Source organism: Rhodococcus sp. 21391 (genome assembly GCF_016772255.1).
Taxonomy (GTDB): Bacteria; Actinomycetota; Actinomycetes; order Mycobacteriales; family Mycobacteriaceae; genus Rhodococcus_F; species Rhodococcus_F opacus.
The window spans coordinates 5005500-5025604 of the sequence record NZ_CP063781.1; the positions used below are offsets into that span (position 1 = coordinate 5005500).

The following is a 20105-nucleotide window of genomic DNA, read 5'->3' on the forward strand; positions in this document are numbered from 1 at the left end:
CGTGGCGGTGGACAACGTTGGTCGGGTGCTTGAGCTTCCCATGATTTCGTACCTGCATCCCGAGGATCAGGTACTGGCGGAGATGCTGACCGGATGGCGAAATCAGCAGCTCAGCCGCAATCTCCAGCACTCGACGATCGAGCAGCGTGAGCGGCTGGTTCGACGCTTCTTCGAGTACACCAACGAGTATCCGTGGTGCTGGACTCCGGCACATGTCGACGAGTTCTTCGGGGATCTGCGCTCGGAGCGGCGGGCGAAGCAGTCCACGATCCGCAACTACCAGGACGCACTGCGGGCCTTCTGTTCCTACGTGAGCACCCCAGAATATGGCTGGGATAGGTTGTGTGAGAAGTTCTTCGGCACCCACCCGGCGCAGGTGTGCTTCGAGTGGAACACCGCCCGTCATGTTCAGGACGCGGAGTCCGATCCGGGAAAGCGGGCGTTCACCCGCCGTGAGTTACAGGACTTGTTCGATCGCGCGGACGACGAGGTCACCCGCATCGCGGCGTCAGACCGCAAAGGGTGGCTGCCCGCGTTCCGAGACTCGGTGATGTTCAAAGTTGCCTATGGATGGGGCTTGCGCCGCAACGAAGTTCGGCACCTGCAGACGGTGGACTTCGTGCGCAACCCTCATGCCGGTGAGTTCGGCAAGTACGGGGTACTCCACGTGCGGTTCGGCAAGGCGATGCGCGGATCGCCCCCGAAACGCCGCAGCGTGCTGACCGTCTTCGACTGGTCGGCAGAAATTGTCGCCGACTGGCTCGAACGCGGCCACCCGCACCTGGGCGCCGGCCTGGACCTGTTCGTCAGCGAGCGGGGCACCCTCGCGTCCGAAACCGCGCTGCTACGCCGGTTTCGCCGCTACTGCGAGGACCTGAACCTCGCCCCGGGCCTCGATTTCCACTCGCTGCGACGCTCCTACGTCACCCACCTGATCGAAGCCGGCATGGACGCGCTGTTCGTGCAGCAACAGGTGGGCCACGAGCATGCCTCGACCACTGCCCTCTACACCTGCGTGTCGAGCGACTACCGCACTCGCACGCTGCGGCGCGCGCTCGATTCGACACTCAACAACGCTCTCGGGGGTAAGGAAAGTGAGACATCATGACGCGCGACGTGGACTACACCTGGCGGCTGGCGGAGCTCATGGCCAGTCGCGGCTGGCACAACAGCACCGATCTGACCCCACACCTGCGTGAGCGCGGCATCGACCTGTCCGCCTCCCAGGTATACCGGCTGGTGACCCAACGGCCCGAGCGCGTTTCCTTGAAGATGGTGTCCGCCCTGTGTGACATCTTCGCCTGCGGCCCTGAGGATCTCATCACCACTACCGCCGCCGACGCACGCCGCAAGAAGACGGCCGCCGGCCCGACCAACGTGACGGATCTGAACAAGTCGATCCGCCCCAAGAGGGCACGCGTGATCGCCGATGACAATTGACGTCAGGCCAGGTACCGCCACCCGCGGCCGGCCCCGCACCATCGGCGAGGTCACCTGTGATCGATGCGGGCTCCGGGCCACGCGAGCCCAGACCCGCTGGCCCGAGGGCTTGATCTGCGGCATCTGTTACCACCACGCCCTGCGCACCCGAGGTACCTGCCCCCACTGCGGAATTGACCGGCTGCTCCCCGGACGATCCGGCCAGGGCAGCCACCCGATTTGCGTCACCTGCGCCGGCATTCCCGCCGACTTTCATTGCGCGCGCTGCGGCACCGAGGCCGAGCACTACCGCAAAGACATCTGCGCCCGATGCGCCCTCAGGGATGACCTGACCAGCCTCCTGCTCGACGACGCATCCGACCGACAGTCGATGCACCAGCTCACGGAGGCACTCTGCACCGCGGACCGAGCCGAGAGCATCCATACGTGGTTGCGCTCGGCCCAAGTGCGGACACTCCTCGGAAGACTCGCTGCCGGCCATATCTCGCTCAGCCACGCAGGCCTCGATACCGAACCGGCGAACAACCGCACCGAACATCTACGGAGCCTGCTCGTCCATCACGGACTTCTCCCGCATCGTGACCCATCGCTCGCGCTCTTCGAACGATGGCTCGACACCAAGCTCGAACAGATCACCAAAGACGACGTCCGTCGCCCGGTCGAACAATTCGCACGATGGCACCATTTGAGCAGGATCCGCGACCGAGCGCGCTCCGGGCGCCCGACCCGAGGCTCCGTTCTTCACTCCAAACAAGGGATCACCGAAGCCATCAAGTTTCTCACCTGGCTGCACGACACCCACCACCGCGCCATCACCACCTGCAGCCAGGCCGACGTCGACAGCTGGCTCGCTAACGGCCCCACCACCCGACACATCATCCGCGGCTTCATCGTCTGGGCCGGCAAGAGCCGGCTCTGCCAGGACATCGTGGTCGAACGCTATCGGGCGAGAACCGTCCCGCTCCTCACCCAGGACCAACGCCTCGACTGGCTCCGCGAACTCCTGACCGGTAACAGCACAACACTCCCCTATCGCATCGCGGGCATCCTGGTCCTTCTCTACGCTCAGCCCCTCGTCAAAGTCGCCGCGCTACGCACCACCGACGTCACCGACTCCGCGGGCGAGCTCATGCTCACGCTGGGAAAAGAACCCGCACCGGTGCCGAATCCGTTTGCCGCGCTGCTGAAAGAACACCTCGCGAACCGACCGAACCTGCGGACCGGCAACCACGGCCAAAGCCCGTGGCTCTTCCCCAGCTACCGCACCGGCCAACACCTCCACCCCACGACTCTGAGTGACCGGCTGCGATCCCACGGCATAAGCCTGATCGGGGCACGCAATGCTGCGCTCCGCGACCTCGTCAGCGACGCGCCACCCCCAGTCGTCGCCGAACTGCTCGGCTACAGCCACTCCGCCACCCACAGACACGCCACCGCAGCCGCAACTCCATACGCCCGATACACCACCACAGGGCAAGCCGACTAATAGTGCCGAATCGAATATGCGCGGTTACCAGCATCGAAGCCGACCCGCGTCGGGACCAGTTGTCCGTCAGTCACTTTCGGTGCGGTCGAGGATGGCAAGCAGTTCGGCGAGGAGTTTGCCGGCTTCGCCTTCGGTGCCGTCGAGGATGTCGGTGACGGCGGCGAGGTGGATGTGGCCGTTGCGGCGGGCGCCGAGACTGCCGTCGTAGTAGCCCTGGTCGAGTTCGACATAAATCACGTCCGCCGAGATCCTTGGTCGGGGTGCTTCGACAGCGCTGTTACAGAGCAAAATATGTCCTATCCCCCTGCCCTGCCGCTGATCCAGGAGTCGCTCGGCGCAACAGAAGCACCGATCGTGTGGGTGATCACCGGTGTGCTGCTGACAGGCGCTGTGGCTACCCCTCTGATCGGTCGCCTGTCTGACATTCGCGACAAGAAGTCGATTCTTCTTGCAGTGCTAGCGATTGTCGCACCGGGAACGGCCGTCTCGGGTCTCTCGAACTGTGCCTTCGGGATCATTCGCGACACTCGGTAAGTGTTTTGGAAATGGTCACGATGCCCGGGTCGATTGCCATGGGCGGTGTCCCGGTCTCGGTGCGAGTCGTCGTGTCATGAGCCCGATCATGGCCCACTTGATGAACGCCTCCGAGTGTGTTGGGAGGCGCTCATACTCGTGGTCGAGGCGGCGACTGCGCACCAGCAACGACAGCGTCCGTTCGATCACTCAGCGGTGCGGTAGGACTCCAAACCCGCGCTGCCCTTTGAGTTTCCGAGCAGTATCCAGTGCGATGCGGCACTGCGTGTCGACCCGGGCGACCAGCTTGCCTGCGTAGCCTCCGTCGGCCCACACGACGACCATCGACGGCATCACGGTCTTCGCTCGCGCCAGCACTCGACGTCCGCCGTCACGGTCCTGCACACTCCCCGCCTGGCGAGTAGGTTCGGCCGAGAATGAACGCAAGTACGGCCGTTACTTCCCCGCCGCGACGGCAGCGACATCCGCCAGCACCCGCGGGCCCCAGGTCCGCCGCGTTGGAGGCGGCATCGATCCGCACCACGTCAGCCACGCCAGGTTCCTTCCAGGATCGGTTCGCGCACATGCTCGGCGGCCTCCGCTGCATTCGGGCCCGGGCTGGCGAGCACATCGTGCAACGCGATGATCGGATCGACACGCACCGTCGGTTGTGCCGCCGCGGCCGCGGTGTGCCACAGGGTCCGGTCTTGCGGCACCGTCACCACCAGCGTGTACTCCGCATCGGTCGACGGGGTGAAACCGGCCACCGTGAAGTCCAACAACACACTGCTGTACAGCCCGGCAACCGCCACAGCGCATACACATCCGCCGCCACATCCCCGGTCAGCACACCCCACACCCCGCTCAGCGCACCATGGTGCGGCCGCCTCCGTCTGCCGCACCGCAGGATCGAGTCCGTACCAGTACGTCGACACCCCCCCGGACCCGGATACTCCGCAAGCAACCCATCGAGGGCCTCGGCACGCTGCCCAATCACCCACTCACGGTCGGTGCGCGTCGCGAACCGGTGACCCCGCAACACATGCGAAACCGACTGCTGCGTGACCTCCAAAACCGCAGCCAGCTCGACCTGCGTCAACGGCCGCTCGGCCAACTGTATGCCACCGATTCCCCCTCACCTGAGTCGATCCCACCCTGAGACGACGAAGCGTGGAAGGCGATAACGCCCCAATTGACGGCCTGCCACGCTCGGACCCAACCCCGAGGTGTGGGCCAACCTCGGTGAGATTCCTCCACCGCCTCTGCCGTGGCAACGCCGAGGCGGTGGGGAAAGACCCGTCCGCTGGGTTCCGCCTGTGGCTGTGCCCGCCAGTCATGCCTCGAGTAGAGCCACATCCGTGCGGAGGCGACCTCGCTGACGATGTCCGCCTGGACGAATGCCGATCGCACATCCTCCTCCCCGGCACCAGCGAGAAGCTCGACATCCGACAACGAGAAGCTCGACATCCGATTGCCCCGCGGTCAAGAGATGGTTGAGGGCGGCTGGCCGGACCACGCCGCGCGGAGCAGTCGGACGACACCGTCGCGGGTAATGGGCGCCGGGTTCGCATAGGGGTTCGCGACGACCTGTTCCGCGATCGGCTCGATGTCATCCTTCCGCATGCACTTCTCTACACGGACGAGGTGGTCACCTCGAGAAGATCGGCGAGCTCGAACACCCGCTCCTCCGGTGACGCTTCCCGGAGTTCCCTCGCTTCCTCCACGACCTTGGTGTGGAGCGCCGTCAGGTAGTCCGAGTCGTCGACCAGGCGGTGCCAGTGGGGTCTGTCGCCGTCGGCGGTGATCACGTCAGGAATGTTGTCACTGACGAGCTTTCGATGACCCTCGACCGCGTCGTTGTTTCACATCCCTCGATCGAACCATTGCAATCGGCTGCAACGTTTATTGCGCACGTCATATCTCCCTACATTCATGACCCGGGTTACACGAGGCACCAACCGTTCCGACGCCGCAGTGCGATCGGAGGCGGGCCCCGACGTAGCCGGCGACAACGGAGAAACCAAGGGAGTGCAATGGCGCTGAACAAGAACTCGCTACTGAGCGCGTATCGGAGGATGTCCGAGATCCGCGCGTTCGAAGACCGTCTCCACGAAGAGAACGCCACCGGCGACATCCCGGGGTTCATTCACCTGTACTCCGGTCAGGAAGCCATTGCCGTCGGCGTGTGCGAGAACCTGCAGGACACCGATTACATCGGGTCCACCCACCGCGGGCACGGGCACTGCATCGCCAAGGGGTGCGACCTCCACGGGATGATGGCGGAGATCTTCGGCAAGGATGACGGCCTCTGCCACGGCAAGGGCGGTTCCATGCACATCGCCGACCTGTCCGTGGGCATGCTGGGCGCGAACGCCATCGTCGGCGGGGCACCCTCCCTGGCCATCGGTGCAGCGCTCAGCGCGAAGACACTGCGAAACGGCGGCGTCGCGGCCTCGTTCACCGGCGACGGTGGCTCCAACCAGGGAACGGTCTTCGAGGCCATGAACATGGCTGTCGTACTCGACCTTCCCATCATCTTCGTCACCGAGAACAACGGATTCGGCGAGGCCACCGGACGGGACTACGCCGTCGGCGCACCCAGCATCGCCTCCCGCGCGGCATCCTTCGGCATGCCCGCCGTCACCGTCGACGGAACCGACTTCTTCGCTGTGTACGAGGCGACCCGCGAGGCCGTCGAGCGTGCCCGGATGGGAGGCGGGCCCACCTCGATCGAGGCGATCGCGTACCGCTGGCACGGACACTTCGAAGGTGACGCGCAGCTGTACCGCACCGCGGATCAGGTCGCGGAACTGCGCAAGACGAAAGACCCGCTGCTGAATTTCCGCAACCACCCGGACAGCAAGAAGGTGTCGGCGAAGGAACTCGACGCAATCGATTCCGACGCACGAGCCCGCGTGGACGACGCCGTCGCGAAGGCGCGGCAAGCCGAATACCCGCCGTTGGAAAACCTTCTGACCGACGTCTACGTGTCGTACTGAGAGTGAGAACAGAAATGACAACGTCGAAGACGACGTACCGCGAAGCAATCAAGGCCGCGCTCGCCCAGGAGATGGAACGCGATGCGACGGTAGTGCAGATCGGTGAGGATCTGCGTGGTGGTCAGGCGGGGACCAACCCGGAACTCGAGTCCGGGAAGCTCGAGGCGTTCGGTGGTGTGCTGGGGGTGACCAAGGGCTTGTGGACCGAATTCGGTTCCGATCGGGTCATCGACACCCCGATCACCGAGTCCGCGATCATCGGCATGGCGGCCGGCGCCGCGTTGACCGGGCTGCGTCCGGTCGCCGAACTGATGTTCATGGACTTCTTCGGGGTCTGCTACGACGCCCTGTACAACCAGGCCGCGAAATTCCGCTACATGTTCGGCGGGAAGGCCCGCACCCCACTCGTGGTGCGCGGCATGATCGGCGCCGGATTCTCGGCGGCTGCGCAGCATTCGCAGTCTCCGTACAACGTGTTCGCCGCGGTCCCCGGCCTCAAGGTGGTGGCTCCGTCCAACGCGTACGATGCCAAAGGCCTTCTCATCCAATCCATTCGCGATGACGACCCGGTGGTGTTCTGCGAGCACAAGACGCTGTACGACCTCAAGGGCGAGGTGCCCGACGAGCCGTACACCATCCCGTTCGGCGTAGCCAACTACACCCGGGAGGGCACGGACGTCACGATCATCGCGCTCTCGGCCATGGTGAATGCCGCCAACACGGCCGCCGACAAACTTGCCACCGAGGGCATCTCCGTCGAAGTGGTCGACCCGCGGACCGTCTCACCCCTCGACGAGGAGGGCATCCTCGAATCCGTCGCGTCCACCGGGCGGGTGGTGATCGTCGACGAGTCCGCGGCACGATGCGGATTCGGCCACGACGTCGCAGCGCTGATCGCCACCAAGGCGTTCGGTTCGCTGAAGGCACCGATCGAACTGGTCACCCCACCGCACACCCCGGTGCCGTTCTCCCCCGTGCTCGAACAGGCATGGCTTCCCAACGCGGCACGCATCGAGGCCGCGGTACGCAAGGTGGTGACCGCCTGACCATGAGTGACATCAAACTGATCGAAGTTCCCAAATGGGGCCTGTCCATGGACGAGGGCACCGTCACCGAGTGGTTGATCGACGAAGGAACCCCCTTTTCGAAGGGCGATCTGATCTGCGAGATCGAGACCAGCAAGATCACCAACGAGTTGGAGGCGCCGTTCGACGGAGCGCTTCGTCGCATCGTCGCCAGGCCGGGTGCCACGTTGCCGGTGGGTGCGGTTCTGGCCGTGTCGGCTGACGCGGCCGTTTCCGACGCCGAGATCGAGGAATTCCTGACCGGCATCGGAGCGGATTCCGTCCCCGCATCCGAGCCCGAGCGGTCGCCGGGTGGACAACCCACTCCCGCGGAACCGCGCGTGACACCCACCCCGTCGGCGCCGGCGGCACAGGCGTCGGCGAGGACTCCCGGCACAACCGCCGTCCCGGATTCGCTACGGGGACAGACGAAGAGTGACGTGTTCGCGACACCACACTCCCGCCGACTGGCAGACGAATTGTCGATCGACCTGGGCCGTGTGACCGGGACCGGTCGCGAAGGCCGGATCTCCGTCGCGGATGTCCACGACGCGATTCGCTCGGCAGGTGGAACCGTCGCGGAGGCACCGTCTCCGACCCGATCGGGTGTGCCCGGACGCACCTCCGAGGACGACAGCGGAGTCGATGCGACGCCGGTGGCGCGTCGACTCGCGAAATCCCTCGGCATCAATCTGCACGATTGCCGAGCCACCGGTTCGCGGGGACGCGTCTGCGAGGCAGATGTCCGGGAAGCCGAACGGACGTTCCGGCTCGTTCCCGATCCGGTGGCGGCGTCCACGGACGGCGCGGACACCTCGCAACACACGGCACCCGAGTTCGAGACGATCCCGTTCAACTCGATGCGCAAGGCGATCGGTCAGCGTCTGCAGGAATCGAAGCGCAACGCCCCGCACTTCCGGCTCACCGTGGACCTCGAGATCGACAATCTCCTCGCGCTCCGCAAGGAGATCAACGCGACCGTGCCCTCGGTCAAGCTGTCGGTCAACGACTTCGTCGTCAAGGCCTGCGCGGCGGCGCTGCGCAAGGTCCCCGATGTCAACGTCCAGTTCGACGAAGCAGCACAGTCGGTGCTGAGATTCTCCGCCGCCGACATCTCGGTGGCCGTCGCCCTGCCGTCGGGTCTGATCACGCCCATCGTTCGCGGGGCGGAGAGCAAGAGCCTCGCCGAGATCTCCGGTGAGGTCCACGCACTGGTGACGAAGGCCAAGACCGGCAAGCTGACGCCTGCGGAGTTCCAGGGCGGCACGTTCACCATCTCGAACCTCGGGATGTTCGGGGTGCGCGAATTCGACGCGATCATCAACCCACCACAGGGCGCCATCCTCGCCGTCGGAGCCGGACAGCAACGTCCCGTCGTCGTCGACGGTCAGGTCGTGCCTCGCACGGTGCTCACCGTCACCTTGTCCTGCGACCACCGGGTAATTGACGGCGCCCTCGGCGCCACGTTCCTGCAGGAACTGCGGCGCTTCGTCGAGTCACCCGCATTGATGCTGGTCTAGGGAGTATCCATGACTGACAAATACGACGTCCTGGTAATCGGAAGCGGCCCCGGCGGCTACGTCGCCGCCATCCGCGCCGCCCAGCACGGACTCCGCACCGCGGTGATCGAACGGGACCGCCTCGGCGGTATCTGCCTCAACTGGGGTTGCATCCCCACCAAGGCACTCCTTCACGGCGCCGACGTGGCGCATACGCTGGAAAATCTGCGTCCCCTCGGATTCTCCACCAGTGGTGTGGAATTCGATATGGCACAACTGGTCGAATTCAGCCGTGGAGTGTCGGGGCGGTTGTCCGACGGCATCGGATATCTGATGAAGAAGAACGGTATCGACGTGATCACCGGCACCGCACGCCTGACCGGAAAGGGCGTCGTGGGGGTCCGGGAGAGCGCGGACTCGGCGTCGCCGCTCACCGAGTACCTGGCCGACCACATCATCCTGGCCACGGGTGCGCGCCCGCGGTCGGTGCCTGGGGTGACACCGGACGGCGATCGGGTCTGGACCTACTTCGACGCACTGGTTCCCGAGGACCTTCCGAAGTCGTTGCTGGTCATCGGCTCCGGTGCCATCGGCGTCGAGTTCGCCAGCCTCTACCACGATCTGGGCAGCGAGGTCACGCTCGTAGAGCTGGCACCGCAGATCATGCCCGTCGAGGATGCCGCGGTGGCCGGCCACGTGCGCCGGCAGTTCGAGAAGCGCGGGATCGAGATCTACACCGGCGCCTCGGTATCCGAACTCACGGTCGGCGCGGACTCCGTCGCTGTGACGGTGAGATCGGCGGACGGAACCCTCGAGCAGCGTGTCGTGGAGCGGGTTCTCGTCGCAGCCGGCATCCAGGGCAACGTCGAGGATTTGGGACTCGAGGACCTCGGCGTCGAGGTCGACCGCGGCTTCGTCACCACCGACCAGTGGTGCCGCACGACCGCATTCGGGGTCTATGCCATCGGCGACGTCGCCGGCGCCCCGTGCCTCGCTCACAAGGCCGGCCACGAGGGTGTGCTGTGTGTCGACAAGCTGGCGGGTGACCCGCACGTGACACCGCTGGACAAGGACTATGTCCCCGGATGCACGTACGCCCGGCCCCAGGTCGCCAGCCTCGGCCTCACCGAGGACCAAGCGCGGGCGACCGGCCGTTCCCTGCAGATCGGGCAGTTCGATCTGCAGGCCTCCGGCAAGGCGCTCGCCATCGGTGAAGCGGACGGGTTCGTCAAGACCATCTTCGACGCCGACAGCGGGGAGCTACTGGGCGCCCACATGGTCGGTCCCGATGTCACCGAGCAGATCCAGGGCTTCGGCATCGCCCGATCCCTGGAGGCCACCGGTGACGATCTCGCGGAAGTGATCTTCGCGCACCCCACGCTGTCCGAGGCCATGCACGAATCTGTCCTGGCCGCGCTGGGTCGTCCGATCAACATGTAGCAATCCCGCCGAACCGTGGTCACCCTCCGGCACCACGGTTCGGCGGAACCACCCCCAGGAATCGACACGTGACTGCCACTCCAGGACCATCGTCCGACGCCACGCAGGCCCCGCCCGGCCGCAAGCTGCTCCGCCTCGAGATCCGAAATGCGGAGACTCCGATCGAACGCAAACCGAACTGGATCAAGACGAGAGCGAAAATGGGCCCGGAATACTCCGAGCTCAAAAGCCTCGTCAAGCGCGAGGGTTTGCACACCGTCTGCGAAGAAGCCGGCTGCCCCAACATCTACGAATGCTGGGAAGACCGCGAAGCGACCTTCCTCATCGGCGGTGAACAATGCACCCGCCGCTGCGACTTCTGCCAGATCGACACCGGCAAACCCGACGACCTCGACCGCGACGAACCCCGCCGCGTCGCCGAATCCGTCCAGGCGATGGGACTGCGCTACTCCACCATCACCGGCGTCGCCCGCGACGACCTCCCCGACGGCGGCGCCTGGCTCTACGCCGAAACCGTCCGCCTGATCCACCAGCTGGGCCCCGGCACCGGCGTCGAACTGCTCATCCCCGACTTTGGCGCCAAACCCGACCAGCTCGCCGAGGTGTTCTCCACCCACCCCGAGGTGCTCGCCCACAACGTCGAAACCGTCCCCCGCATCTTCAAGCGGATCCGGCCCGCATTCCGCTACCAGCGCAGCCTCGACGTGCTCACCGCCGCCCGCGAAGACAACCTCGTCACCAAGTCCAACCTCATCCTCGGCATGGGCGAAACCCCCGACGAGGTCACCCAGGCGTTGCACGACCTGCACGACGCCGGCTGCGACATCATCACCATCACCCAGTACCTGCGTCCCTCCCCCCGCCACCACCCCGTCGAACGGTGGGTCAAGCCCGAGGAATTCGTCGAGCACTCCACCACCGCCGAGGAGATCGGCTTCGCCGGCGTCATGGCCGGACCCCTCGTCCGCTCCTCCTACCGCGCCGGCCGCCTCTACGCACAGGCGATGGCCCACCACGGCCGCGAACTCGCGGACCCTCTCACTCATCTCGCAGCCGTCGGACCCGACAGGAGTGTCGGCCCGTGATCAACGATTCGGGTCATCGCCGCTGCGTCAGCCACCTCGATTCGGAGCTTCGCGTCAACCGACGACATGCACGTCGACACCGTCCACGAACCGATACGGATGGGTGGACAGAACGGGGCCGAGACTCTTCCGGAGACGGGAGATCTCCGCGCGAACGGCCACCACGTGATCGCGGTCACCGAACAGCGCCACACTCAGTGACGCGGCATCGATTCCAGCGGAACCTGTTTCGGTCAACAGTCGCAGGATCTGCGCGTGGCGGGGTGAGAGCGCTCGGGTCCAGCTCGTGTCGCCTCGCACCGTGGCTCGCGGGGTGTCACCGAGGTCGAGTTCCACTGCGATGGCCGTCGGCCTGCCTCCGCGTCGCACCAGCCAGCCGTCACCGAGCGGTTCCGGCATGCACAGCCCCAACCCGGGCACGAGCAGTGGCGTGCCCGGGCACGGGGGTGACACCCGGTCGGGAACGGTGAGCCCGCGGGCGTCGGCGACCCAGCCGTGCCGGTCGACCACGAGCGCCGGACCGGCGGTCGCCCCGAGCGCCGGTGCCGCACAACCGCGGAGCTTCCCGAGAGTGATCGTGTGTTCCTGCCACAGTGTGGCCTCGGCCAACCGGACCGCCGTCTGCACCAGTGCCACCGTCGTCGGATGAACCGACATCGCCGAGCCACTGATATCGACGACGCCGAGCACCTCGCCGCTGCGCGGATCGTGCACCGGAGACCCGGTACACGACCACCCGCAGTGCGACCGTGCGTAGTGCTCCGCCGAGAACAGCTGCACGGGAGCATCTTCCACCAACGCTGTTCCGATGGAGTTCGTGCCCACCGACCTCTCGGACCACCGGGCGCCTTCCATGAACCCCAGCGCGTCGGCGGCCTTTCGCACGCCGCGTGACCCTTCGCGCCACAGCACCACCCCGTCGGCGTCCGCGATCACCACGATGAAGTTCGCGTCTTCCGCCACCTGGGTCAACGTGTTGCGAAGCTCGGGAAGGACCGATCGCAGGGCAGTTCGCGTCCGCCGGGCCTCGACCTCGGCATAGTCGGCGAGCACCACGTCCTCGCAGCGGTCGGGGCTGACCCCGTCCGATTGTAGCCGCGACCACGATCGGCCGACCACGTCGCGCGGTTGCGCGGGCGGTTGCCGTCCCGACAGCACGGCATCGTGCACTTGACTCAACAACCTCGCGTGCCGGGGCAGATCGACGCCCGAGCCGACGGCGGGAAGGCGGTGCCGAACCGAACCGGTAGTACTCACCCGGCCGAGCCTACCGGGGATGTGAGTGCTCGACCAGAGCCGGGTTCCTACCATTTCGATTGGGGGCGAACGCAATCGACAGCGGTCGGGACCACAGTGCAACCGAGTGCAACCCTTGAATACCCGCCCTCGTGATGCTTGGCTCTCCTGTGAGGACCGTCACAATGGACAGGAGCTAGGGATGAGCATCAAGGGCAAAGTCGCGTTGATCACCGGCGCGGGCCAGGGCATCGGACGAGCGATCGCGTTGCGATTGGCGTCGGACGGCGCCGACATCTCGCTCGTCGACGTCAACGGCGACCGGGTCGATGCAGTAGCCGACGAGGTCCGGGCCGCGGGCGCGAAGGCGATCCCACTGGTCGCCGACGTGACGGACCGCGATCAGGTGCAGTCCGCCGTCGACCGGACCGAGCGCGAACTGGGCGGATTCGACATCATCGTCAACAACACGGGAATCGCCCAGGTCAACCCGATCGCCGACGTCACACCGGAGGAGGTCTCGCGCATCCTCGCCGTGAACGTCGAAGGCGTGCTGTGGGGAATCCAAGTCGGGGCAGCCAAGTTTCGAACACGGGGACATGGCGGAAAGATCATCAACGCGTCGTCGATCGCCGGCCACGAGGGATTCCCGATGCTCGGCGTGTATTCGGCGACCAAGTTCGCGGTCCGCGGACTCACCCAGGCCGCGGCGAAGGAGTACGCGTCCGACGGCATCACCGTCAACGCCTACTGCCCCGGCGTCGTCGGCACCGACATGTGGGTCACCATCGACGAGCGGTTCTCGACCCTCACCGGCGCACCGAAGGGCGCCACGTTCGAGAAGTTCGTCGGTGGCATCGCCCTCGGACGCGCGCAGACACCCGAGGACGTCGCCGCGTACGTCTCGTATCTTGCCGGGCCGGATTCCGACTACATGACCGGGCAGGCGGGACTGATCGATGGCGGCCTGGTGTACCGATAGGCCACCACTCGCAGCGGGGTTTTCACGCCCGGATTCGCGGGTAGACGGACGTAGGGTGATGCGACAGCGCGTCCGGGGATGAAAGGGGCAGCCGTGGACGTCGACGACCTCGTGGAGCGCACCGCTCGGTTGCGGTTCGATCTGCAAGCACTCGAAAACCGCATCAAGGAGTTGACCGACGCGTTCGACACACTCGACCGCACCACCGACGGCGCTTCGAAGGAACAGGTGATCGACAGCCTCAGCGATGCCCGGCTCGACCTGAGCACTGCGGACAGGCACCTCGAGACCGCAGTGCGAAACGCCGAGAGGCTGTCGACCACCTGAACCCTGCGTCGGACGACGGGCTCGTCATGTCGTCGACCCCCGCGCACCCCAGACAACCCGATCCCACCAACTGCTGAGCGGACTGGGGTCCGGCCACCGGATGGGCTCGTCCTCGCGCAGTTCCGTAACGCGACGTTGCGCACTCCGATTCGATGATCCGCCTTCTTCTCGACGCACAGCACTGCACCTCCCGAACTCCTGCGCGCCCGTCACGGCGGCGGGCGCGGCCCACTGTGCATCCGGAATTTAGCACCGCCGCGTCCGAACGACCAGCTTTCCGACGCAGTAACCATTCGATAGCGACCGTCCAGGTTTCAGCGAGCAGCATCAAAATTGGCACTCACGACCGCCGAGTGCTAAATTTCTGCTGCACAGTAGTGGATGCGCTCGCCGAGGTGGCGGGCCATTTTGACGATCACGGGAGGTGTGTTGCTGTGCTGCGTTCCGATCGACTCGCCGAGGCTCGGCCGATGACCCGATCTTTGCTGGAATTCCACAACGGATCGTCGCGACGCAATCCCGACAGCTCCCCGGCACGACTCCCCCGGCTCGCCAGACCACAACACCTGCAGGGCGAACACTGGAGCGACATCTCGGTCATGCTGGGAGCACTGTCGATAGTGATGTTCTGGATGTTCGGATTCGGCATCGTTCTCGGCGTCTGCGCCATCGCTGCCGGCATCGCCGCCAACCGACACCCTGCCGTCGAAGGAAGCGAGTCCAAGTCTCTGGAAGCACTGCTGGGCATTCTCACCGGCGCTTTCGGAATCGCCGCCGGCACAGTCTTTCTCACCGCGGCGCTCCCACACCTCTGACATACGCCGCAAATCTGGCCCGACACCCGGCGAGGATCAACTCGCGGGTGCCGGGCCAGATGACGGTTGATCGGCCGAGGCCGATCAACCATGATCAGTCGAGGTCGAACCGGTCGAGGTTCATCACCTTGTTCCAGGCAGATACGAAGTCCTGCACGAACTTCTGCTGCGCGTCGTCGGCGGCATACACCTCGGCGAGAGCGCGCAGTTGCGAATTCGAACCGAAGACGAGATCGACGGCGGTGGCGGTCCACTTGGCGTCACCCGTGACACGGTCGGTGCCTTCGTAGACGTTCTCCGCCGAGGCCGAGCCCTTCCACTGCGTACCCATGTCGAGGAGGTTGACGAAGAAGTCGTTCGTCAACGCCTCGGGCCGGTCGGTAAAGACGCCGTGCTTCGTTTGACCGAAGTTGGCGTTCAGTGCACGCAGGCCGCCGACGAGAACCGTCATTTCCGGAGCGGTCAGGTTCAACATGTAGGCCCGGTCGACCAGAAGTGCCTCGGCAGGCAACTTCTCCCCCTCTCGGAGGTAGTTGCGGAACCCGTCGGCCCTCGGCTCGAGTACGGCGAACGACTCCACATCGGTCTGCTCCTGTGTGGCGTCGGTACGACCCGGCGTGAACGGGACCGTGATGTCGTGGCCGGCGTTCTTCGCCGCCTTCTCGACCGCCGCGGCGCCGGCCAGCACGATCAGATCCGCGAGCGAGACCTTCACCCCGCCGGACTGCGACGAGTTGAAGTCCTGCTGGATCTGTTCGAGGGTCTGCAGGACCGTGGCCAGCTCGGTGGGGTTGTTGATCTCCCAATCCTTCTGCGGCGCAAGCCGGATTCGCGCCCCGTTGGCGCCGCCGCGCATGTCGGTGCTGCGGTGGGTGGCAGCCGACGCCCAGGCGGTCGACACGAGCTGGGAGATGGACAGACCCGAGTCGAGGATCTTGCCCTTGAGCGCGGCGATCTCGCTGTCACCGATCAGCTGGTGATCGACTGCGGGGACCGGGTCCTGCCACAGCTGCGCCTCCGGAACCCACGGGCCGAGGTAGCGCGTGACGGGCCCCATGTCGCGGTGCAGCAGCTTGTACCACGCCTTGGCGAACTCCTCGGCGAACTCCTCCGGGTGATCGAGCCAACGCCGGGTGATCTTCTCGTAGGCCGGGTCGACGCGCAGGGAGAGGTCCGTGGTCAGCATCGTGGGGGCACGCCCCGCCGACGAATCGAACGGGTCGGGGATCGTGCCCGCGCCTGCGCCGTCCTTGGCGGTCCACTGCCAGGCACCCGCGGGACTCTTGGTCAGCTCCCACTCGTAGCCGTACAGGACTTCGAGGAAGCTGTTGTCCCACTTCGTCGGTGTGGGGGTCCACACGACCTCGAGACCACTGGTGATCGCGTCCTTGCCCACGCCGGTGCCGTAAGCACTCTTCCAGCCCAGGCCCTGCTGCTCGATCGGGGCGCCTTCCGGTTCCGGACCGACCAGGTCGGCGTCGCCTGCGCCGTGGGTCTTGCCGAAGGTGTGGCCGCCTGCGATCAGCGCGGCGGTCTCCACGTCGTTCATCGCCATGCGGCCGAACGTCTCCCGGATGTCGCGGGCGGCCGCCAGCGGATCCGGCTGGCCATTGGGTCCCTCCGGGTTCACGTAGATGAGACCCATCTGCACGGCCCCGAGCGGACCCGAGAGTTCGCGATCGCCGCTGTAGCGCTCGTCGCCCAGCCAGGTGTCCTCGGGACCCCAGTACATCTCCTCGGGCTCCCAGATGTCCTCGCGGCCGAATCCGAACCCGAAGGTCTTGAACCCCATCGACTCCAGGGCACAGTTTCCGGCGAAGACGAGGAGGTCCGCCCAGGAAATCTGCTTGCCGTACTTCTGCTTCACCGGCCAGAGCAGCCGGCGAGCCTTGTCGAGGCTCGCATTGTCGGGCCAGCTGTTGAGGGGGGCGAAACGCTGAGCGCCCTGACCGCCACCGCCGCGACCGTCCGCGATGCGGTAGGTGCCGGCGGCGTGCCAGCTCATCCGGATGAAGAGGCCGCCGTAGTGGCCGTAGTCGGCGGGCCACCAGTCCTGCGAGGTCGTCATCAGATCGATGACGTCGCGCTTGAGTGCCTCCACGTCGAGCTTGGCGAACTCCGCCGCGTAGTCGAAGTCCGCGCCCATCGGGTTCGACTTCGACGTGTGGGCGTGCAGCACCGACAGCTCCGGCTGGTTCGGCCACCAGTCGCGGTTCGTCCTCGGGCGGTTCGCCGCCGGAGTGGGAGACGGGATTACGGGGTTTTCACTTTCACTGGTGCTCTGAGTGTTTCCCTCATGAGCGACCGGGCAGCTATCGGACACAACATTCCTTCCGGGAGAGACCAAACTGGGCTGTGGTCATGGGTTCGATCGAGAAGTCTGTGATGTCGAGCAGTCGGGGCACAGACCCCAGTAGATGACCTCGGCCTCCTCGACGAGGAAACCGTTGTCGTCGGACGCGGTCAGGCAGGGCGCCTCGCCGACGGCACAGTCGACGTCCGCAATGACCCCACACGACCGGCAGATGACGTGGTGGTGATTGTCTCCGACCCGCGACTCGTACCGAGCAACGGAGCCGGGCGGCTGAATCCGCCGCACCAATCCCACAGCGGTCACTGCGTGCAGCACGTCGTACACGGCCTGCCGGGACACCCCTTCCAGAACGGTGCGCACCGCTCCGAAAATCGTCTCCGTATCGGCATGTGGACGCGCGTGCACGGCCTCCAACACCGCGACCCGCGGGCGGGTCACGCGAAGCTCAGCCCCGCGCAGCAGCGCTGCGTAATCCGGCATCGACGGCACCCACCCACTATGACTTACTTTTCTGGACTCAGCCAAGACTTTGCGGAAACATTTTGCCGTGACTTCGAATCACGCATATATGGCCCGGTGGCCGACCGCTGCTCCGGCAGACCCTTCAGGGAAGCTCGAAGGTGACGACGACCGTGGGCACCGAATCCGGCGACGACAGTCCGATCGTGCCGCCCGACGGCACGAGGGAGAGTCCGCCCCGCCGCCGCCCGGTGGCTCGTCCGCCTCGCCGGTGCCACCGATCCGTCCCCCGGCGGCGCCCCCACCACCGCCGTACCAGCCGGCCCCACCTCCACCCCCGGCCCCGATCCCGTCACCGACGGCCGCCGGAAGCGTCGCCCCGGAACTTCCTGCGCTGCCGCCGTATCCGGGACCACCGGCAAGCCCCGCCGGGCTCGACCCGTCGGATCCGAACACCCCTGTCCTCCGCCCTGCGCGAACGAGCCGTCGCCCGACGGTGTCGCGCCGCCGCGCGCACCGCCTCCCGGCGCTCCCGCATCGCCGCGGGGCGACACCATCCCGCTCGCGGTCGACGCTCCGCCGCCTCCTCCGGCCGCGAAGACCAGCGGCAGTTCGATTCGATGCGGAACCAGCATGCTCGACCTTCCGGTATCAAGGACGACGGCCGAAAGATCTCCCCCGTCACCGCCGTTGACGTTCGGCGGAGTGTTGTTTGCCGCGACCTCGGCGATCAGGATCACCAGGATGAGCGGAGCGAAGTCGAAGGCGGTGTCGGGCTGCTGCAGGAGCAGCAGTGCGGCCGCGGCGATGACGACGACGGCCAGGAACGGACGCGGAAGCTCCACCCGCGGTCTGATCATGTCTCCCGCAACGGGGGTCACCGCGGCGACCAGGCCACACAGCAGGACCCACCCCGGCGGCACGAAGCCGTCGCGTTGCGCGACAGCTGCACCGGCGATGGCAACGACGGCGATGTGCGCGAACACCGGCACAGCGAGCGGGTAGTCGTACTCACTCTCCGCCACGCGTCGACGAAAGAATGCCGTCACCTGCACACGACCAGCGTAGGCGAAGACCCACCCGCAGCGCGTCCTCTCCGGAGCGGAGACACCCTCCGCCCACGGTAGGAGACGAGAACGCGACCGTGGCACGGCGAAACCGCTGCCGCGAATCCGTAGCGTTGCCGTCATCAACGGAACTACGGAGGTGGCCGAGATGTCGTGGAACGATTTCCGTGCACGCCGGGCGGTACTGGAAGAGATACTGGCGCGGGCGCACGCCGACCCCGCACTGGCGTTGCGGTTCGACGAAGTGCCCGGCGCAATCGAGCTTTTCGGCTCGGCCGACAACATCCTGCTCTCACTTCAGCACCGGTGGAGCAATCACCTCGCGGCCCGCCTCGACCAGGCGGTCGAGGACGGCACTCCTGTGAATTCGACGTGGAAAGCGCTGGCCGCCGAGCAACCGGCGTTGCGCGCGCTCCTGGACACCGCGGCCGCGTCCTCCCTGCCGTCGCGCGGATCTCAGCGCGCGGAGCAGCGGACGATCGAGGCCCACCACACCGGACGCCTGTCCGGCCACGGGATCGAGCAGCGACCGATCGGCGCGCGAACGCCGACGATGACCCCCGCGTGACAGACGGGCAGCTAGTCTCGGGATTTCGCTAAGGGTGCGCGAAGGCCGCCTCGAACGCGTCGAGCGCGTCGTCCGGATCGTTCTTCGCCCACCCTTCGAGTCCCACGACGCCGGTGTAGCCGATGTCGCGGAGGGCGGCGGCGACAGCCGGGTAGTGGATTTCGCCGGTTCCGGGTTCGCAGCGTCCGGGGACGTCGGCGACCTGGATCTCCCCTATGTAGGGCAACGCCTTTCGGACGAGTTCGATGAGGTTGCCCTCGCCGATCTGGGCGTGATAGAGATCGAGATTCATGCGTAGGTGTGGGCTGTCGATCGCCTGGACGAGAGCGAGGGTGTCGGCCGCGGTCGCGAACGGGGTACCTGGATGATCGACGGCGAGGTTGAGGTTCTCGAGCGTGAACACCCGCCCCGCCTGTTCACCGAGTTCGGCGACCTTCCGCAGAGTGTCGGCGGCGGTGAGCCACATTGCGGGCGTAGCCGTTTCGACCGGCCGGAGGGGCAGGCCCCGGTTGTCGAGTCCGGTTCCGTGCAGGTTCAACCGCGGGCAGTCGAGCCGTTTCGCGACGTCGAGGGACTGCTGCGCCGTGGTGAGCAGCGCCTCGATGCCGTCGGCTTCGGTGAGGTTGCCCTCCAGATAGCCCGTCATCGAGGAGAATTCGGCGCCGACGGCGGCGAGAGCGTCGATGTCCTTGGTGGACCAGTCCCAGATCTCGACCTGGAGTCCGCGTTCGGCGATGCGGTGCACGCGGTCCAGGAACGGCAGGTCGAGGTAGAGCATTTCGGCGCTGGCGGCGAGCGTGTACGTGGCCAT

At 66.2% G+C, this 20105-nt stretch carries 23 protein-coding genes; 13 read left to right on the top strand and 10 right to left on the bottom strand.

The features are described 5' to 3' along the window. Window position 1 precedes the first annotated feature (1 nt). The 3 genes from GO592_RS23215 to GO592_RS23225 are packed head-to-tail and all read left to right on the top strand — an operon-like array spanning window position 2 to window position 2926. Window positions 2-1108, top strand: a complete 1107-nt coding sequence (locus GO592_RS23215) for a tyrosine-type recombinase/integrase (RefSeq protein ID WP_172650046.1) — start codon at window positions 2-4, stop codon at window positions 1106-1108. Next, the gene (locus GO592_RS23220) at window positions 1105-1440 is read left to right on the top strand and encodes a helix-turn-helix domain-containing protein (RefSeq protein ID WP_095870768.1); all 336 of its coding nucleotides are present in this window, start codon (window positions 1105-1107) and stop codon (window positions 1438-1440) included. Before GO592_RS23215 ends, GO592_RS23220 begins: the two co-directional genes overlap by 4 nt. Beyond that, the gene (locus tag GO592_RS23225; protein WP_237737154.1) at window positions 1430-2926 is read left to right on the top strand and encodes a recombinase XerD; all 1497 of its coding nucleotides are present in this window, start codon (window positions 1430-1432) and stop codon (window positions 2924-2926) included. Before GO592_RS23220 ends, GO592_RS23225 begins: the two co-directional genes overlap by 11 nt. A 66-nt stretch (window positions 2927-2992) precedes the next feature. Here GO592_RS23225 and GO592_RS23230 read toward each other — a convergent pair whose 3' ends face one another. Beyond that, window positions 2993-3163, bottom strand: a complete 171-nt coding sequence (locus GO592_RS23230) for a hypothetical protein (protein WP_202714980.1) — start codon at window positions 3161-3163, stop codon at window positions 2993-2995. A 54-nt stretch (window positions 3164-3217) separates the two neighbouring features. On the opposite strand from GO592_RS23230, the gene GO592_RS23235 reads away from it, so the two are divergent. Then, on the top strand, window positions 3218-3460 hold the full coding sequence (locus GO592_RS23235) for an MFS transporter (protein WP_237737155.1): 243 nt from the start codon (window positions 3218-3220) through the stop codon (window positions 3458-3460). Window positions 3461-3649: 189 nt separating this feature from the next. Here GO592_RS23235 and GO592_RS23245 read toward each other — a convergent pair whose 3' ends face one another. The 4 genes from GO592_RS23245 to GO592_RS23260 form a co-directional block, all read right to left on the bottom strand. Further along, a complete protein-coding gene (locus tag GO592_RS23245) occupies window positions 3650-3844 on the bottom strand; it encodes a hypothetical protein (protein WP_202714981.1) in 195 nt (64 codons plus the stop codon). 140 nt (window positions 3845-3984) lie between these two features. Further along, a complete protein-coding gene (locus tag GO592_RS23250; protein WP_237737156.1) occupies window positions 3985-4251 on the bottom strand; it encodes a hypothetical protein in 267 nt (88 codons plus the stop codon). Window positions 4252-4921: 670 nt separating this feature from the next. Continuing rightward, window positions 4922-5062, bottom strand: coding sequence for a hypothetical protein (locus GO592_RS23255; RefSeq protein WP_202714982.1), 141 nt, complete (start codon window positions 5060-5062; stop codon window positions 4922-4924). Between the two features lie 8 nt (window positions 5063-5070). Next, a complete protein-coding gene (locus GO592_RS23260) occupies window positions 5071-5247 on the bottom strand; it encodes a hypothetical protein (RefSeq protein WP_202714983.1) in 177 nt (58 codons plus the stop codon). 225 nt (window positions 5248-5472) lie between these two features. On the opposite strand from GO592_RS23260, the gene GO592_RS23265 reads away from it, so the two are divergent. From GO592_RS23265 to lipA, 5 genes are all read left to right on the top strand, one after another. After that, window positions 5473-6438, top strand: coding sequence for a thiamine pyrophosphate-dependent dehydrogenase E1 component subunit alpha (locus GO592_RS23265; RefSeq protein ID WP_172650043.1), 966 nt, complete (start codon window positions 5473-5475; stop codon window positions 6436-6438). A gap of 14 nt (window positions 6439-6452) precedes the next feature. Further along, on the top strand, window positions 6453-7484 hold the full coding sequence (locus GO592_RS23270; protein WP_005243580.1) for an alpha-ketoacid dehydrogenase subunit beta: 1032 nt from the start codon (window positions 6453-6455) through the stop codon (window positions 7482-7484). A 2-nt stretch (window positions 7485-7486) separates the two neighbouring features. After that, window positions 7487-9022, top strand: a complete 1536-nt coding sequence (locus GO592_RS23275; protein WP_202714984.1) for a 2-oxo acid dehydrogenase subunit E2 — start codon at window positions 7487-7489, stop codon at window positions 9020-9022. Window positions 9023-9031: 9 nt separating this feature from the next. After that, window positions 9032-10441, top strand: a complete 1410-nt coding sequence (gene lpdA, locus GO592_RS23280; RefSeq protein WP_202714985.1) for a dihydrolipoyl dehydrogenase — start codon at window positions 9032-9034, stop codon at window positions 10439-10441. Window positions 10442-10509: 68 nt separating this feature from the next. After that, window positions 10510-11526 carry a lipoyl synthase gene (gene lipA / locus GO592_RS23285; RefSeq protein WP_202714986.1) on the top strand — a complete coding sequence of 339 codons (1017 nt, stop codon included), beginning with the start codon at window positions 10510-10512 and terminating at the stop codon, window positions 11524-11526. 54 nt (window positions 11527-11580) lie between these two features. On the opposite strand, the gene GO592_RS23290 is transcribed toward lipA, so the two are convergent. Beyond that, entirely contained in the window at window positions 11581-12837 is a 1257-nt protein-coding gene (locus GO592_RS23290; RefSeq protein ID WP_420228111.1) for a GAF domain-containing protein, read from the bottom strand. 127 nt (window positions 12838-12964) lie between these two features. On the opposite strand from GO592_RS23290, the gene GO592_RS23295 reads away from it, so the two are divergent. The 3 genes from GO592_RS23295 (at window position 12965) to GO592_RS23305 (ending at window position 14886) form a co-directional block, all read left to right on the top strand. Further along, window positions 12965-13744, top strand: a complete 780-nt coding sequence (locus tag GO592_RS23295; RefSeq protein WP_007299132.1) for an acetoin reductase — start codon at window positions 12965-12967, stop codon at window positions 13742-13744. A gap of 93 nt (window positions 13745-13837) precedes the next feature. Continuing rightward, window positions 13838-14071 carry a hypothetical protein gene (locus GO592_RS23300; protein WP_005258415.1) on the top strand — a complete coding sequence of 78 codons (234 nt, stop codon included), beginning with the start codon at window positions 13838-13840 and terminating at the stop codon, window positions 14069-14071. 470 nt (window positions 14072-14541) lie between these two features. Beyond that, complete coding sequence (locus GO592_RS23305) at window positions 14542-14886, top strand: hypothetical protein (protein ID WP_050998664.1); 345 nt, start codon at window positions 14542-14544, stop codon at window positions 14884-14886. Window positions 14887-14980: 94 nt separating this feature from the next. Here GO592_RS23305 and katG read toward each other — a convergent pair whose 3' ends face one another. From katG to GO592_RS44610, 3 genes are read right to left on the bottom strand one after another with little or no spacing between them, the layout of a single operon-like run. Further along, window positions 14981-17209 (bottom strand): catalase/peroxidase HPI, encoded by a 2229-nt coding sequence (gene katG / locus GO592_RS23310; protein ID WP_039952162.1) that lies wholly within the window; start codon window positions 17207-17209, stop codon window positions 14981-14983. Window positions 17210-17245: 36 nt separating this feature from the next. Beyond that, window positions 17246-17689, bottom strand: a complete 444-nt coding sequence (locus tag GO592_RS23315; protein WP_005243590.1) for a Fur family transcriptional regulator — start codon at window positions 17687-17689, stop codon at window positions 17246-17248. A gap of 14 nt (window positions 17690-17703) precedes the next feature. Further along, window positions 17704-18684 carry a hypothetical protein gene (locus GO592_RS44610; RefSeq protein WP_007299135.1) on the bottom strand — a complete coding sequence of 327 codons (981 nt, stop codon included), beginning with the start codon at window positions 18682-18684 and terminating at the stop codon, window positions 17704-17706. A 181-nt stretch (window positions 18685-18865) separates the two neighbouring features. On the opposite strand from GO592_RS44610, the gene GO592_RS23325 reads away from it, so the two are divergent. Next, window positions 18866-19294, top strand: a complete 429-nt coding sequence (locus GO592_RS23325) for a hypothetical protein (protein ID WP_007299136.1) — start codon at window positions 18866-18868, stop codon at window positions 19292-19294. A gap of 28 nt (window positions 19295-19322) precedes the next feature. Here the strand turns inward: GO592_RS23325 and GO592_RS23330 are convergent, their stop codons facing one another. Then, complete coding sequence (locus GO592_RS23330) at window positions 19323-20105, bottom strand: TIM barrel protein (protein WP_007299137.1); 783 nt, start codon at window positions 20103-20105, stop codon at window positions 19323-19325.